At 73.8% G+C, this 14,078-nt stretch carries 19 protein-coding genes; 5 read left to right on the top strand and 14 right to left on the bottom strand.

The window, feature by feature from the left end; translation table 11 throughout:
* Positions 1–17: 17 nt before the first annotated feature.
* The 11 genes from ACZ63J_RS19080 to ACZ63J_RS19130 form a co-directional block, all read right to left on the bottom strand.
* Positions 18–1,568: an alpha/beta hydrolase gene (locus ACZ63J_RS19080; RefSeq protein ID WP_465406152.1), complete on the bottom strand. Its 1,551-nt coding sequence runs from the start codon at positions 1,566–1,568 to the stop codon at positions 18–20.
* Between the two features lie 66 nt (positions 1,569–1,634).
* Positions 1,635–2,714, bottom strand: coding sequence for an ATP-dependent DNA ligase (locus ACZ63J_RS19085; RefSeq protein ID WP_465406154.1), 1,080 nt, complete (start codon positions 2,712–2,714; stop codon positions 1,635–1,637).
* A gap of 26 nt (positions 2,715–2,740) precedes the next feature.
* The gene (locus tag ACZ63J_RS19090; protein ID WP_465406156.1) at positions 2,741–3,340 is read right to left on the bottom strand and encodes an alkaline shock response membrane anchor protein AmaP; all 600 of its coding nucleotides are present in this window, start codon (positions 3,338–3,340) and stop codon (positions 2,741–2,743) included.
* Positions 3,337–3,873 (bottom strand): DUF6286 domain-containing protein, encoded by a 537-nt coding sequence (locus ACZ63J_RS19095; protein ID WP_465406158.1) that lies wholly within the window; start codon positions 3,871–3,873, stop codon positions 3,337–3,339. Before ACZ63J_RS19095 ends, ACZ63J_RS19090 begins: the two co-directional genes overlap by 4 nt.
* A 2-nt stretch (positions 3,874–3,875) precedes the next feature.
* Complete coding sequence (locus ACZ63J_RS19100) at positions 3,876–4,226, bottom strand: Asp23/Gls24 family envelope stress response protein (RefSeq protein WP_465406160.1); 351 nt, start codon at positions 4,224–4,226, stop codon at positions 3,876–3,878.
* Entirely contained in the window at positions 4,223–4,399 is a 177-nt protein-coding gene (locus tag ACZ63J_RS19105; protein WP_013224542.1) for a hypothetical protein, read from the bottom strand. The genes ACZ63J_RS19100 and ACZ63J_RS19105 overlap by 4 nt, the downstream gene beginning before the upstream one ends.
* A gap of 51 nt (positions 4,400–4,450) precedes the next feature.
* Entirely contained in the window at positions 4,451–4,690 is a 240-nt protein-coding gene (locus tag ACZ63J_RS19110; protein WP_465406162.1) for a hypothetical protein, read from the bottom strand.
* Positions 4,687–5,124 carry an Asp23/Gls24 family envelope stress response protein gene (locus ACZ63J_RS19115; RefSeq protein WP_465337820.1) on the bottom strand — a complete coding sequence of 146 codons (438 nt, stop codon included), beginning with the start codon at positions 5,122–5,124 and terminating at the stop codon, positions 4,687–4,689. Before ACZ63J_RS19115 ends, ACZ63J_RS19110 begins: the two co-directional genes overlap by 4 nt.
* An 89-nt stretch (positions 5,125–5,213) precedes the next feature.
* The gene (locus ACZ63J_RS19120; protein WP_465337819.1) at positions 5,214–5,627 is read right to left on the bottom strand and encodes an Asp23/Gls24 family envelope stress response protein; all 414 of its coding nucleotides are present in this window, start codon (positions 5,625–5,627) and stop codon (positions 5,214–5,216) included.
* Positions 5,627–6,187, bottom strand: coding sequence for an RNA polymerase sigma factor (locus ACZ63J_RS19125; RefSeq protein ID WP_465307230.1), 561 nt, complete (start codon positions 6,185–6,187; stop codon positions 5,627–5,629). The genes ACZ63J_RS19120 and ACZ63J_RS19125 overlap by 1 nt, the downstream gene beginning before the upstream one ends.
* Positions 6,184–6,921, bottom strand: coding sequence for a pyrimidine reductase family protein (locus tag ACZ63J_RS19130; RefSeq protein WP_465406164.1), 738 nt, complete (start codon positions 6,919–6,921; stop codon positions 6,184–6,186). The genes ACZ63J_RS19125 and ACZ63J_RS19130 overlap by 4 nt, the downstream gene beginning before the upstream one ends.
* Positions 6,922–7,010: 89 nt before the next feature.
* On the opposite strand from ACZ63J_RS19130, the gene zapE reads away from it, so the two are divergent.
* Positions 7,011–8,030: a cell division protein ZapE gene (gene zapE / locus ACZ63J_RS19135; RefSeq protein WP_465406166.1), complete on the top strand. Its 1,020-nt coding sequence runs from the start codon at positions 7,011–7,013 to the stop codon at positions 8,028–8,030.
* Here zapE and ACZ63J_RS19140 read toward each other — a convergent pair.
* Complete coding sequence (locus ACZ63J_RS19140; RefSeq protein ID WP_465406258.1) at positions 7,984–8,535, bottom strand: phosphatase PAP2 family protein; 552 nt, start codon at positions 8,533–8,535, stop codon at positions 7,984–7,986. The two genes, zapE and ACZ63J_RS19140, sit on opposite strands and share 47 nt — an antisense overlap.
* Positions 8,536–8,615: 80 nt before the next feature.
* Here ACZ63J_RS19140 and ACZ63J_RS19145 point away from each other — a divergent pair, with 80 nt between their 5' ends.
* Positions 8,616–9,503 (top strand): FAD-dependent oxidoreductase, encoded by an 888-nt coding sequence (locus tag ACZ63J_RS19145; RefSeq protein WP_465406168.1) that lies wholly within the window; start codon positions 8,616–8,618, stop codon positions 9,501–9,503.
* On the opposite strand, the gene ACZ63J_RS19150 is transcribed toward ACZ63J_RS19145, so the two are convergent.
* Positions 9,492–10,850: a DUF2252 domain-containing protein gene (locus ACZ63J_RS19150; protein ID WP_465406170.1), complete on the bottom strand. Its 1,359-nt coding sequence runs from the start codon at positions 10,848–10,850 to the stop codon at positions 9,492–9,494. The genes ACZ63J_RS19145 and ACZ63J_RS19150 overlap by 12 nt on opposite strands.
* A gap of 192 nt (positions 10,851–11,042) precedes the next feature.
* Positions 11,043–12,275 carry an ornithine--oxo-acid transaminase gene (rocD, locus tag ACZ63J_RS19155; protein ID WP_465406172.1) on the bottom strand — a complete coding sequence of 411 codons (1,233 nt, stop codon included), beginning with the start codon at positions 12,273–12,275 and terminating at the stop codon, positions 11,043–11,045.
* Between the two features lie 144 nt (positions 12,276–12,419).
* Here rocD and ACZ63J_RS19160 point away from each other — a divergent pair, with 144 nt between their 5' ends.
* Genes ACZ63J_RS19160 through ACZ63J_RS19170 form a run of 3 tightly spaced genes read left to right on the top strand, consistent with a single transcriptional unit; the run spans position 12,420 to position 14,076 of the window.
* A complete protein-coding gene (locus ACZ63J_RS19160; protein ID WP_465406174.1) occupies positions 12,420–12,740 on the top strand; it encodes an ArsR/SmtB family transcription factor in 321 nt (106 codons plus the stop codon).
* The gene (locus ACZ63J_RS19165) at positions 12,737–13,204 is read left to right on the top strand and encodes an SRPBCC family protein (RefSeq protein ID WP_465406176.1); all 468 of its coding nucleotides are present in this window, start codon (positions 12,737–12,739) and stop codon (positions 13,202–13,204) included. Before ACZ63J_RS19160 ends, ACZ63J_RS19165 begins: the two co-directional genes overlap by 4 nt.
* Before the next feature lie 17 nt (positions 13,205–13,221).
* Complete coding sequence (locus ACZ63J_RS19170) at positions 13,222–14,076, top strand: PPK2 family polyphosphate kinase (RefSeq protein ID WP_465406178.1); 855 nt, start codon at positions 13,222–13,224, stop codon at positions 14,074–14,076.
* Positions 14,077–14,078: the final 2 nt, after the last annotated feature.

Genomic DNA, 14,078 nt, shown 5'->3' on the forward strand with positions numbered 1-14,078 from the left:
TGACCACTCACGACGGGTCAGGCGGGGCAGAGGGTGCCGTTGGCGGGGACCTTGCCGTCGATGAGGAACGCGCGGGCCGCGTCGGTGATGCACGGGGACGCGCCGACCGCGCCGTGGCCGGCGCCCTGCCAGGTGATGGTCACCGCGGACGGCATCTGGTCGGCCGCGCGGGTGCTGCCGAGCTGGGGGGTCACCGGGTCGGCCGCGGTCGCCGTGACCAGGATCGGCGGCGCGCCCGACGCGCCCGCCGGCGGCAGCGGCTCGGTCCGCACCGGCCACGGCCCGCACCAGGCCAGCTGCTGGGCGACGACCGCGCCGAACTGCGGGTACTTCGTGCGCATCCCGCCGACGACCTGGTCGAGCTGGTCGGCCGAGAGCCGGGACTGGCTGTCGTTGCAGCGGGTGGCGATGGTCGCGTCGATCCGCGACGGCTGGGCGCGCGAGTCGTGCAGCACCGGTGTGACGAAGGCCGCCAGCGGGCGGATGTTCCCCGACCGCGCCGCCGCGATCGCGTCGGCCAGCTCCGGCCACCGCGACCGCTGCGCCAGGCCCGAGTAGACGGCGTACATCGCCACCCCCGGCCCGAACGCGACGCCGTCGTCGGTCAGCGGCGCGATGTTCTGCCGCAGCTGCCCGGTGAGCGCGGTCAGGGCGGCCTTCGGGTCGCCGAGCGCGCAGCCGCGGGCCGCGCAGTCCGTGGCGAAGGCGTCCAACGTGGACTGGGCGCCGGCGGCGACCGCGTCGAGCACCGCCGCGGTGTCCGGGCCCGGGTCGGGGACGCCGTCGAGCACCATCCGCCCGACCTGGCCGGGGAACCGCACGGCGTACTGCGACAGCACCTTCGAGCCGTCCCCGCGGCCGAGCGCGTTCAGCCGCTCCAGGCCCAGCTGTTTGCGCAGCTCCTCGAGGTCGCCGGCGCCGCGCCAGCTGTCCAGCGCCGTCTGGGAGTCGTCGAGCTCGATCGCGCACTGCTGGCCGGCCTTGCGGGCCGCGTCCAGCACGCCCTGCAGGTCACCCTCGGCCGGGTCGGCGTCGATCAGGTCGTGCCGGACGTCGGCGGGCACGCACTGGACGGCGCCCGAGAGCCCGGTGCCGCGCCGGTCCAGGCCGATCAGCGAGAACTTCTCCAGGAACGCCGGTGGCAGCGTCGCCGCCAGCCGCGCGGCGTACACCGAGCCCGGCTCGCCGTCGATGTCGTTGACCACGACCAGCGGGATCGGCCCGCTGCCGACCTTCACCGCGAGCAGCCGGACGACCGAGCGCCGCGCCTCGCCGGGCGCGTCGAGCGGCGCGGTGACGCGGGCGCACGTGAAGTGCAGCGTGTCCGGGACAGCCGGGGTGCCGATCCGCTGCCGGGTGTCGTCGTCGCAGTCGGCCCACCGCAGCGACGGCGACTGCGGCTCGGTCAGCGGCGGCAGCGGCACCGACGGGCTGCCCGCGGGGGTGCCGCCGGTCGGCTTCCCGTCGTTCTCGACCAGCGCCGGGCGGACCGACGGCCCGGCGGCGCACCCCGCGGCGGCGGCCAGGCCGAGCAGCGCGACCAGGAGACGGGTACGGCGGCGGCGCACGGGCGGAGTCCTCACGTCGATCAAGGGCGGGGCACCGAGCTTCGCACGGCCGGTGTGGGACGCGGGTTAGCGGGTCCGCACGACCTGGCCGCGGAACACGGCGTCGAGGTCGTAGCGGGCGGGCTCCTCGAGCTGGCTGTAGTCGCACGACGCGGGTTCGCGGTCCGGGCGCCACCGGACGAACCGCGCGTTGTGCCGGAAGCGCGACGGCATCCCGCCCTCGGTGTTCTCGTAGGCGACCTCGACAACGCGCTCGGGCTTCAGCGGCACCCATTCGTGCTCGGTGGCACGCCAGCGCGTGATGCCGCCGGGGATCCGCTGGGCCTCGCCGGTCGCCTTGCCGCCCCACGGGTGGTCTTCGCCGTCGGTGACCAGCGGCGCCAGCTCTTCGGCCAGCTCACGACGGCGGTCCTTCGGGAACGACCCGACGGTGCCGACGTGGTGCAGCACACCGGCGTCGTCGAACAGGCCCAGGAGGAAGCTGCCGACCAGGTCGCCCGGGCCGCCGTCGACGTGCCAGCGCAGCCCGGCGAGCACGCAGTCCGCGGTGCGCAGGTGCTTGTACTTGTGGAGGACGCGCTTGCCCGGTGTGTACGGCTCGTCCAGGGGTTTGCCGATGACGCCGTCGAGCCCGGCGCCCTCGAACAGCTCGAACCAGTGCCGCGCGGTGGCGGCGTCGGTGGTCGCCGGGGTGAGCGGGAACCGGTCGCCGGCCAGCTCGACGAGCCGCTCGCGGCGGGCCGACGTCGGCTCGTCCAGCAGGGACTCGTCCTCCAGCGCCAGGACGTCGAAGGCGACGAACTCGGCGGGCTGCTCGGCGGCCAGCAGCGTGACGCGGCTTTCGGCGGGGTGGATCCGCTCGGTGAGCGCGTCGAAGTTCAGCCGCCCGTCCCGCGCGACGACGAGCTCGCCGTCCAGCACCACCCGCGGCGGCAGGATCTCCAGCAGCCGCGCGACGGCCTCCGGGAAGTACCGGTTCAACGGCTTTTCCGCGCGCGACTGCAGGTACAGCTCGTCGCCGTCCTTGAAGACGATGCAGCGGAAGCCGTCCCACTTCGGTTCGAACAGCAGGCCCCCGGAGTCCGGGATGGCCTTGGCGGGCTTGGCGAGCATCGGCTTCAGCGGCGGCTGCAGCGGTAGGGGCATGCGGGCATTCTGCGGAAAGACGCCGCTCAGCGCACGCGTTTGGCCGTGCCCGTGTCGAGTTCGAGCCGGACGGCCGTCGGCAGCACGTCGAGCCCGAGCGACTCCCGCGCCCGGGTCAGCACGCGGGAGTCCAGCTCCGCCCAGACGCTCTTGAGGTCGGTGCCCTCGTGCAGCCACAGCGTGAGGCGCAGCGCCGGGGCCGTCCGCGAGCCGACCGCGCGGACGCGGGCGCGGCTCACCCCCGTCAGCTGCTCCGCGTCGGCCTGGACCGCGTCGGAGATCGCCGACGCGGTCACCACGAGCTCCGCACCTTCCGTGCGGTCGAGGTCCAGGTCCGGGCGCGGTTCCGGGCGCAGCGACCGCAGGGCCCAGCGCAGCCCGAGCACGAACAGCAGGACACCGAGCACGATCGCGGTGATCCGGGCCGGTGTCGCGTGCCCGCCGAGCCAGCCGACGGCGATCGGGTCGAGCAGGGGACGGCGGCCGCGGAACTCGCCGAGCACCCCGAAGCCCACCACCAGGGCGAGCGCCCCGCCGAGCAGGGCGAACAGCCCGACGAGGAACGTCAGGGTGCGTTCACCCGCGTACGAGCGGGAAAGCGCCTTCGCGGAGACGGACTTGGTCATCGGCGGTCCTTCGGCGAGTCGACGACGACCGACACCTTCGGCCGCCGCACGAGCGGGACTTCGTCGAGCAGCTCCGACACCGTCGCCAGCAGCCGCGGCCGCAGCTCGCCCTCGGTTTCGAGCGTGGACTTCGCGCGGACGCGGACCCGCCGGGCGCTCGCGGTGACCGTCGCGGCCGCGACGTTGTCCTGCGCGCGCACGGTGAGCCCGACCAGCCGGGCCAGCGACCGCGGTGACGTCGAGACGCTCACGGCGGCGGCCGGGTCGGTCAGCCGGACCGCGCGGCTGCGGGCGGCCAGCGCGCACAGCAGCAGCACCAGGCCCGCCGTGGCGAGCACCCCGGCGGCGACCCGCACGGTGTAGGCGTCCCAGCCCAGTGCCGTGAGCTCCGCCTGCCAGCGCGGCCACGGCACCACCAGCGGCCCGGCCCCCGGCCGCCACCAGTGCCAGCCGACCTCGAGCGCGAGCAGCGCCCCGGCGGCGGCGAAGGCCAGGCCGAGCAGGGTGGACAGGACGCGGACGAACGGGCGCACGGCTACCGCACCCTCGGCGGCACGTCCGGCAGCAGCGCCGACACCGTCACCGCCAGCGTCCGCACGTGGTAGCCGGTGAGCAGCTCCACCTCTTCGACGACCTTCGCGCGGACGTCACCGACGACCGCCTTCACCGCGGCCGGGTAGTTCAGGGCGAGGTCCAGCGCGAGGTCGACGTCGTTGTCGAGGCCGCCGACCTTCGCCTTCGCGCCCTTCTTGCCGTCGCGGCTGGTGCCGGGCACCTGGTCGGCGGCGTGCTGGGCGACCTTGCGCACCACCGAATGCCCGATGGTGAGGGTGCCGCGCTCGGCCGGTTCGGCGAGCTCGCGCGGCACGTCGAGGACGCGGTTCACTTGTCGCGGCCCTTGCCGAAGAGCTCGCCGAGGTCGAGCTCGCCGTCGAGGACCCGGCCGGCGACCAGGCCGATGATCCCGACGGCCAGGGTCACCAGGAACGCGGTGAACCCCTGGGTCGCGGCCAGGCCGAGGATGAGCCCGGCCAGCAGCCCGGTCTGCGTTGCGTTCACATGTCCTCCTAGGACGGCTTGGACGGAAGAGAGCTTGCCCCGGCGGCGCGGTCAGCGCACCCGGGGCGGCCGGCGGCGGCGCCGGAACCGGGCCACCAGCGCGGCGAACCCGCGGCGGCGGACGGAAAAGCTCACCGGGGCGTCGAAGCGGGAGTCCGCATCGGACGGCCCGGCGCGGAACCGCGCCAGCCCGGCCGCGAACTCCGCCGGGTCGCCGCCGGCGTCGGGGTGGTGGGCGCGCACAAAAGCCCGGAAGGCCGAGCGGCCTTCCGGGTCGTCGCGCCCGGTCACTCCACCCGCGTCGATTCGGGCTCCTCCTCGCCGGGCAGGTGGATGTCGTTGACGGCGATGTTCACCTCGATCACCTCGAGGCCGGTGATCTGCTCCACCGCGGTGATCACGTTGCGCCGCACCGCGCGGGCGACGTCGGTGATGCGCGCGCCGTACTCGACGACGACGTCGAGGTCGATCGCGGTCTGCTTCTCGCCGACCTCCACCGAGACACCGGTCGTGGTGACCGTGCCGGAGCCGGGGATCCGCTCGCGCAGCGCGCCGATCGCCCGCGAGACCCCGCCGCCGCCCAGCGTGTGCACGCCGGGGACCTCACGGGTGGCCAGGCCGGCGACCTTCTGCACGACCAGTGACGAGATCGTGGTGCGGCCGGCGGCGCCCTCCTCGTTGAGCGGGGTCACCGTGCCCGGGCTTTCGGTCCGTTCCGGATGCATGCCTGAAGGCTCCTCTCGCGGCGGTCTCTCGCCCTTACGATGCCCGGCGGCGCCGGACCCTCACGCAAGATCCCCCGATCGGGGGAACCTTAACCGGGGTGGACGTCGACGACGTGCACGTTCACCGTCGTGCCGACCCCGAGCTGGCGGGACAGCTCGGCGGTGATCGCGCGCCGGAGCGCTTCGGCCGCTTCCTCGGCCGCGACGCCGAAGCGAACCGAAACCAGCACCTGCACGACGTCGTCTTCGACCGCGACGGCCGACACGCGCACCCCGCCGGGCGCGCGCTTGGCCGCGATCGTGTGGGCCAGCCGCCCCACGACGGCTTCGGTGACGCGCAGGCTGCCCGCGTCGCCGGGCACCTCCACGGCCGTCCGGCGGCTGCGCGCGACTGCCCGCAGCACCCGTTCGACCAGGCCGGGCGGGGTCGGCACCCGGCGGGCCGCCACCCGGCGCACGGCGTCCCAGCGGGGGTCCCCCTCGGGGTCCTGCGGCTCGGTCATCACCGCTCCCTCAATTCGGCGAGCAGCGCCACCCTGGCCCGGTGCAGCCGTGAGCGCAAGGCGCCGACGTTCACGTCGAGCACTTCGGCGACCTCGTCGTAGCTCAGCCCCTCCAGCTCGCGCAGCACGAGCGGCACCCGCTGGGACAGCTCCAGCCTGCCGATCGCGCGCAGCACCGCGTCGACCTCCTCGGCCCGCACCACACGGCCTTCGGGGCCCGGGTCGGCCCCGGCGAGCAACGCGCTGTCCACAGTGGACTGGCCGTCGGGTTCCGGCGAGTCGAGGGAGATCGTGGGCCGGCGCCGGCGCAGCAGGGCGAGCGCGCTGTTGGTGACGACGCGGTAGAGCCACGTCGACACCGCGGACTCGTTCCGGAAGCCGGCGAGGGCGCGCCACGCGGCCAGCCACGACTCCTGCACGACGTCCTCGGCTTCGCCCGCGCTGCCGGTGATCCGCAGCGCGACGCGGTACATCCGGGGCGTGTGCCGCCGCACGAGCGCGCCGAACGCGGCCTCGTCGCCGTCCGCGGCCCGCGCGACGAGGTCGGCGTCGTCGCTCATCCGGCGGCTCTGCGGTAACGCAGGAGCGTGAAGCCGTCCTCGACCAGGACCGACGCCAGGGCGAGCCGGCGCGGCACGGCCTCGGGACCGGTGGCGATCCGGACGGCGGGCCCGGCCACGAGCAGCGGCGCGACGGTGAGGCAGAGCTGGTCGACGCGGTCGGCGGCGACGAGCTGCCCGAACAGCCCCGGCCCGCCTTCGCAGGCGATCCGGCGCAGACCTCGGGCGGCGAGCAGGTCGAGGGCCCGCGGCACGTCGACGTCGTCGTCGCCGGCGCGCAGGATCTCCGCCCCGGCGGCTTCGAGGGGTCCGGTCGGCGCGGTCTCGGTGGTGACCACGATCGGGGGCACGGCGGTTTCGGTGAACAGCCGCGAAGCGGGGTCCAGGTCGGCGGTGCGCGTCACGACGGCGATCGGCGGGACCCCGCCGAACCCGAGGCGGTGACGGCGTTCCAGCCGCTTCGCGCTCGGCACGACCCCGCGGTAGTTCTCGGCGCGGACGGTCCCGGCGCCGACCAGGATCACGTCGGCGAGGTCGCGCCCCAGAAGGAAGACCTGGCGGTCGGCGGCGTGCGAGAGCCCCGCCGACGTCGTGTCGACCTCGGCGGCCCCGTCGGCGGACGCGACGAAGTTGACCTGCACCCAGGGGCCGGTCAAGCCGTCCGGGTAGGCGTAGATCTCCTCGAGGTCCACCCCGGTCAGTTCGCCCGTCGAAAGGGGCCACACGCTCCGCACGGGACAATCCCAGCACGGGCGTGAACCACGTCTCCACCGGGGGACAGGGCCACCCGGCCGGGGCGCGGGCGTGGCTAGGCTCTGCGACCATGCCCGCGCACCTGACCGACCGCCGCCCCGAGCTCGGCGCCGACGAGCTGATCGGCGCGCTGGTGCCACCGCCGCGCTTCGACGCCGTCCGGTTCGGGACCTACATCCCGAACCCGGACGAGCCCAGCCAGGCCGCCGCGGTCGAGGCGTGTTCGGCGTTCGCCGAAAGGGTCGGCGCCCAGCCGAAGAAGAAGCGCTTCAAGCTCTTCGGGGGCTCACCCGAGCCGGCCGGGCCGATGGGGCTCTACCTCGACGGCGGGTTCGGGGTCGGCAAGACCCACCTGCTCGCCTCGACGTGGCACGCTTCGCCGTCGCCCAAGGCGTACGGGACGTTCGTCGAGCTGACCCACCTGGTCGGCGCGCTGGGCTTCGCCGAGGCCGTGCGGCGCCTCGCGGAGCACCGGATCCTGGCCATCGACGAGTTCGAGCTGGACGACCCGGGCGACACGACCCTGGTCACCCGGCTGCTGCAGGAGCTGATGGACGCCGGTGTGCACATCGCGGCGACGTCGAACACCCTGCCGGAGAAGCTCGGCGAAGGGCGCTTCGCCGCCGAGGACTTCCTGCGCGAGATCCAGTCGCTGTCGGCCCGGTTCGGCGTGGTGCGCGTAGACGGCCCGGACTACCGCCACCGCGGCCTGCCGGACGCGCCGCCACCCGTGTCCCCGGAGGTGCTTGAGGAGTCCGTCGCCGCGCACGAAGGGTCCACTGTGGACGACTTCGACGCGCTGTGCGAGCACCTGGCCTCCCTGCACCCGTCGCGGTACGGGCGGCTGCTCGACGGCGTCACGCGCGTGCACCTGCGCGGGGTCCACCCGGCGCCGGACCAGAACGTGGCCCTGCGGCTGGTCGCCTTCGCCGACCGGCTCTACGACCGCGCCATCCCGGTGGTCGTCTCCGGCGAGCCGCTGCCGTCGCTGTTCACCGAGGAGATGGTGAACGGCGGCTACCGCAAGAAGTACCTGCGCGCGGTCAGCCGGCTGACCGCGCTGGCGCGGGACGCGGCACCGACCACGTGAGCAGCACCACGGCGACCGCGAACAGCGTCCCGCCGGCGACGTCGGTCAGGTAGTGGTAGCCGAGGCCGACCAGCCCGGCGGCCGCCGCGAGCAGCGTCAGCGCGGCGAGCACGACGACAAGCACGCGCCGGGTCACCAGCACCAGCACCGTCAGCACCGCGACGAGGCTCACGGTGTGGCCGCTGGGGTAGACCAGGGTGTCGTTCTTCCACCGGTCGTAGAGCGGCTTCAGCAGCCAGCTCGTCAGCAGGATCGCCAGCAACGGCGCGCCGAGCGCGAGCGCGGCCTCGACCCGTCTCCCGGCGCGCAGGCACAGGACGACGGCCAGGACGCCCAGCGCGATCACGACGACGGGCTCGGTCGGGAAGACCAGCGCCCGCAGCACACCGGGGCTCAGGTGCGCCGTCCAGCCCGCGGCCGTCGTGTCCACGGCGCCGGGCGCGCGCTCGCCGGCGAACGGCAGCCCGAGCAGCAGCGCGAGCACGCCGCACACCGCGGCCGGCACCCACATCGTCCTCACCCGCGCGAGGGTAGCCGCGATCTCGTGACGGCTCCGTCTGCCACCATGCGGGGAGGGAGGAACGGATGCGGATCACAGTGGCGGGGGCCGGGATCATCGGCCTGAGCTGCGCGTACCGGCTGGCCGGTGCGGGACACGACGTCACGGTCGTCGCGGCGGCCGGCCCGGGGGAGTCGACCTCGGCGGTGGCCGGCGGGGTGCTGTACCCGCCGGTGCGCCGCCCGGACAAGCGGATCGTGCGCTGGACCGCGGCGACGCTCGCGCAGCTGCGGGAGCAGGACGCGCCGGGCGTGCGGTTCCGCCGCGGCCGGGTCCTGCTGGCCCGGGGCGAGCCGGAGCCGCAGTGGCTGCCGGCGATGATCGACCCCGTGCGGGCCGGCGACCGGCTGGAGTTCACGACGGCACTGGTCGACACCCCGGTGTACCTGGCCTGGCTGCTCACGCGCGTCGAAGCGCTCGGCGTGCGCTTCGAATACCGGTCGCTGACGTCCCTTGCGGACGTCGACGCCGACGTCGTAGTCAACGCGGCGGGCCTCGGCGCGGGCCGCCTGGCCGGCGACGGCTCGATGGTCCCGGTCGGCGGGCAGGTGGTGCACCTGGCCGACCCGGGCCTGTCGGAGTTCGTGGTCGACGAGACCGGCCCGGGCGTCACGTACGTCATCCCGCACGGCGGCCACGTCGTCTGCGGCGGCACCGAGGAGCCGGGCCGCGGCGACGTCGAGCCGAACCCGGGCGTGACGGCGGACATCGTGCGCCGCTGCCGCGAGCTGGTCCCGGCGCTGGCGGGCGCGGAGGTCCTGAGGTCCGTGGTCGGCCTGCGCCCGTTCCGGCCCATCGTGCGGCTGGAACGGTCGGGCGCGATCGTGCACTGCTACGGCCACGGCGGCTCGGGGATCACCCTCGCCTGGGGCTGCGCGGCCGACGTCACCGAGCTGGTCGGCTCAGCCGGCTGAGAACTCGGCGTGGTCGGCTTCGGTCCGGTCGGCGTACCGCACGGCGTACGCGCCCATCGCTTCGTCCAGTTCGGAGTCGTCGGCGAAGTAGCCGGCCAGCAGCTTCGGGTGCAGGGACCGCGTGTGGGCCCGGGCGAGCAGGGCCCCGGCCAGCCGGCCGTAGTCGTCGAGGTGGTCCTTCTCCAGCTCCGCCGGGTCGATGTCGCCCTTGAGGTTGCGGAACTGGCGGACGATGAACGGCACCCCGTCGATCGTGGTCCAGCCGAGCAGGATGTCCGTCTCGGCCTGCACGAGCCGGGCGCCGTCGACGATCCGCTGCCCTTCGTGCGCCACCTCGGGCAGGTCGAGGTACGGCGCGAGCGCGGGCGGTTGCGCCTGTTTCACCTGCAGCACCAGGTCTTCCTCGTCGTTGCCGTGCAGCAGGACGACGTAGCTGCGCAGCCCCACGCTGCCGGTGCCGACCACACGGAACGCGACGTCGGCGATGCGGTAGCGCGAAATGAGCGTGCGCCGCGACTCGCGCAGGGTGTCCACATAGGACGTCAGCCCGGTGGCGACGGCTTCGGCGGTTCGCTCGTCGACGTGCGTGAGCACCGGCGGATCTTCGACGAACCGGTGGCGCGCCAGGCCGGTCCGGTGGTCGTCGACACGCTCGGTCCACTTCGCCGCGACCTTCGCGCTGTCGTTCTTGCGCGCCTTCTCGGCGGCGTCGGCGAAGTCGTCGATCAGCTCGTCCGCCCGCGCCTTCGAGAGCACCGACGAGTCCGGCAGCGCGTTCCACGACCGCAGGAACGGCAGCTCGGCCAGCGCCCGGATGGTCCGCCGGTACGACTTCACGGCGTCTTCGGCGGCTTCGCGGCAGCCGGACTCGCCGATGCCGCCTTCCCGGCCGGCCAGCACCAGGCTGGCCGCGAGGCGCTTGAGGTCCCACTCCCACGGCCCCGGCACGGTCTCGTCGAAGTCGTTGATGTCCATCACGATCTTGCCTTCGGGTGTGCCGTAGAGCCCGAAGTTGGCCGCGTGCGCGTCGCCGCAGAGCTGGGCGGTGAGCCCGGCGTCCGGCGTGCCCGCGAGGTCGGCGCCCATCAGCCCGGCAGCCCCGCGGAAGAAGGTGAACGGCGAGGCGAGCATGCGTTCCCGGCGCAGCTCGACCAGCTCCGGCAGCCGCCCGGTGTTGCTGGTGTCGAAGTACCGCTTCGGGCTCGGCCGGTCCTTCGCGGCGGCCTCGTGGTCGTGCGCGGCGGCGGGTGTCTTCTCCCGGAGCCGCTTCCCCTGGTCGTACAGCTCGGCCGGGGTGACACTGTCCGTGCCCGCCAGCGGCCGCTCCACCCATTCCCCTGATCCCATACCCGGCACAACGACCGAAGGGGACGTTCTGCTCCCGGACGTCACCCGGCCGGGGCGCGCCGAGGTGGGGAAAGCCGCTGGGCCGGAGTCGCGTGAGCCGCGCCGGTGTTCTGACCACGCTCGTGGTCGCCCGGTGCGGTTGTGCTCCGGATGCCGCCGGGGCGGGAGGCTCACCCGGCGGCATCCGGTGGTTCAGGGGCGGACGACCTCGGCGATCGCGTCGAGGCCGCGGTCCAGCTCCTCGCGGGTGATCACCAGCGGCGGCGCCACGCGCAGGGTGCGCTCGTGCGTCTCCTTGCACAGCACGCCGCGCGTCGCCAGCGCCTCGGACGCCTCGCGGCCCGACGGCCCGCCGGGGGCGATGTCGAGCCCGGCCCACAGGCCGCGGCCGCGGACCTCGGACAGGCCGTTCCCGATCAGCGCGGTCAGCCGTTCGTGCAGGTGGGCGCCCAGCTCCGTCGAGCGCTGCTGGAACTCGCCGGTGTTCAGCAGGCGGACGACCGCGCGCCCGACCGCGCACGCCACCGGGTTGCCGCCGAACGTCGAGCCGTGCTCACCCGGCTTCAGCACGCCCAGCACGTCACGCCGGCCGGCGACCGCCGAGACCGGCAGGATGCCGCCGCCGAGGGCCTTGCCGAGGGTGTAGACGTCGGCGCGGACGCCTTCGTGGTCGAGCGCCAGCACGGTGCCGGTGCGGGCCAGGCCGGACTGGATCTCGTCGGCGATCAAAAGCACGCCGTGCTCGTCGCACGCGGTGCGGACGTCGGCGAAGTAGCCCTCCGGCGGCACGATGACGCCGGCTTCCCCCTGCACTGGCTCCAGGAGCACGGCGGCGGTGCGCGGGGTGATCGCGTCGCGCAGCGCGGCGGCGTCGCCGTACTTCACGGTGACGAAGCCCGGGGTGAACGGGCCGAAGTCGGCGCGTGCGGTCTCGTCGGTCGAGAACGACACGATCGTGGTGGTCCGGCCGTGGAAGTTGGACCCGGCGACGATGATTTCGGCGGTGCCGTCCGGCACACCCTTGACCCGGTGCGCCCACTTGCGGGCGATCTTGACCGCCGACTCGACGGCTTCGGCGCCGGAGTTCATCGGCAGGACGAGCTCGGTGCCGGTCAGCTCGGCGAGCTCGCGGCAGAAGAGACCCAGCTGGTCGTGGTGGAACGCCCGCGACGTCAGCGTGACGCGCCCGAGCTGCGCCACCGCGGCGTTGATCAGGTCGGGGTGGCGGTGCCCGAAGTTCAGCGCCGAGTACCCGGAGAGGAAGTCGAGGTAGGACTTGCCCTCGACGTCGGTCACCGTGGCGCCTTCGGCCTCGGCGATCACGACGGGCAGCGGGTGGTAGTTGTGCGTGCTCCATTGCTCGTCGAGCTCGATGAAGCTCGCGGCGGAGGGGGCGGCGGTCTCCCGGCCGGCGAACGTCGTCATCTGTTCAGGTTAGAGGCAGAAGACGCAGAGTTCAGCCGGGAATCGTTGCTTTCACCCGTTGTTCGTTGCGCAATGCGCGGCTCCGACCCCCGAAACGCTGCGAGGCGGTTGACGCGGTCATTGGTAAGTCGTAACTTACGGTTCGTGGCGACTTACGGAAGGGACCGGCTGGCCGCCCTCGCCGACCCGTCGCGGCGCGCGATCGTCGAAGCGCTGCGCGCCGGGCCGCGCGCGGTCGGCGAGCTGGCCGCGGACCTGCCGATCAGCCGCCCGGCCGTGTCGCAGCACCTCAAGGTGCTCAAGGCGGCCGGGCTGGTCGCCGACCGGGCCGAGGGCACGAAGCGGCTGTACCGCCTCGAGCCCGACGGCATCGCCGCGGTGCGCGCCTACCTCGACCGGATGTGGTCCGACGCGCTGAAGTCCTTCGCCGACCGGGCGGAGTCCACCGAAGAGGAGCGGGAATGACGCTGGAGCCGATCCGCCGGACGATCACCGTCGCGTGCTCGCGCGAGCACGCGTTCAAGACCTACACCGAGGCCTTCGACAGCTGGTGGCCGCGCGAGCACCACCTGGGCGAGGCCGACCTCGCCGAAGCCGTCATCGAGCCGAAGCCGGGCGGCCGCTGGTACGAGAAGACCGTCGACGGCGCCGAGTGCCAGTGGGGCGAGGTGCTCGTCTGGGAGCCACCCGCCCGGGTGGTCCTGTCGTGGCGGATCGACGGCGACTGGAAGGTGGACCCGGATCCCGCGCACGCCAGCGAGATCGAGGTCCGGTTCGTCGAAGAAGGGCCGAGATCGACCCGCGTCGAGCTGGAACACCGGAACTTCGAGCGGCACGGCGAAACCGCGGCGAAGGTCCGCGACGGCGTCTCCACCGAAGGAGGACACGGCGGGCTGCTGGAACTGTTCGCCGAGAAAGCCGCCGCCTGAGTCGTTATCGTGCGCAGATGGCCAAGAAGGAAACAGCAGGGAACCGGGTCCGGAACGCGCTGCGCGTCGGCGCGGAGCTGCCGGACCCGGGCTCGACCCCGGTGGGCCCCGGCAAGAAGCCCAAGGCCGTCGCCAAGCTCGACGACGCCGCCACGCGCCTCTCCGCGCTGCAGGAAGCCCTCTACGCCGAGGGTGTCGGCGGCGGCTCGCGCAGTGTCCTGCTGGTGCTGCAGGGCATGGACACCTCGGGCAAGGGCGGCACGGTCTCGCACGTGCTCGGCCTGGTCAACCCGATGGGCGTCCGCTACGCCGGGTTCAAGGCGCCGACGGCCGCCGAGCGGCGGCACCCCTACCTCTGGCGCATCCGCAAGCAGCTGCCCTCGGCCGGCCAGATCGGCGTGTTCGACCGCTCGCACTATGAGGACATCCTGGTCCCGCGCGTGACCGGCCTGCTGACCGCGGCCGAGCGCCGCCGCCGCTACAGCGAGATCAACGCCTTCGAGAAGGAGCTGGCCGACGCCGGCACGACCGTCGTGAAGGTGTTCCTGCACATCTCGCCGGAGGAGCAGCTCAAGCGGCTGAAGGCCCGGCTGGAGACGCCCGAGAAGCACTGGAAGTACAACCCGGGCGATCTCGAAGCCCGCTCGCACTGGCCGGCCTACGCCGAGGCCTACGCCGACATCTTCAAGAAGACCTCGACGGACCACGCGCCCTGGCACGTCGTGCCCGCCGACCACAAGTGGTACCGGAACTGGGCCGTCGCCGAGCTGCTGATCGAGACGCTCGCCGAACTGGACCCCGTGTTCCCCGAACCGGGCTTCGACGTCGCCGAAGAGCTGGCGAAGCTGAAGGGTGTTGGCGTACCCGCGTGATC

The organism is Amycolatopsis sp. NPDC104863 (assembly GCF_055582965.1).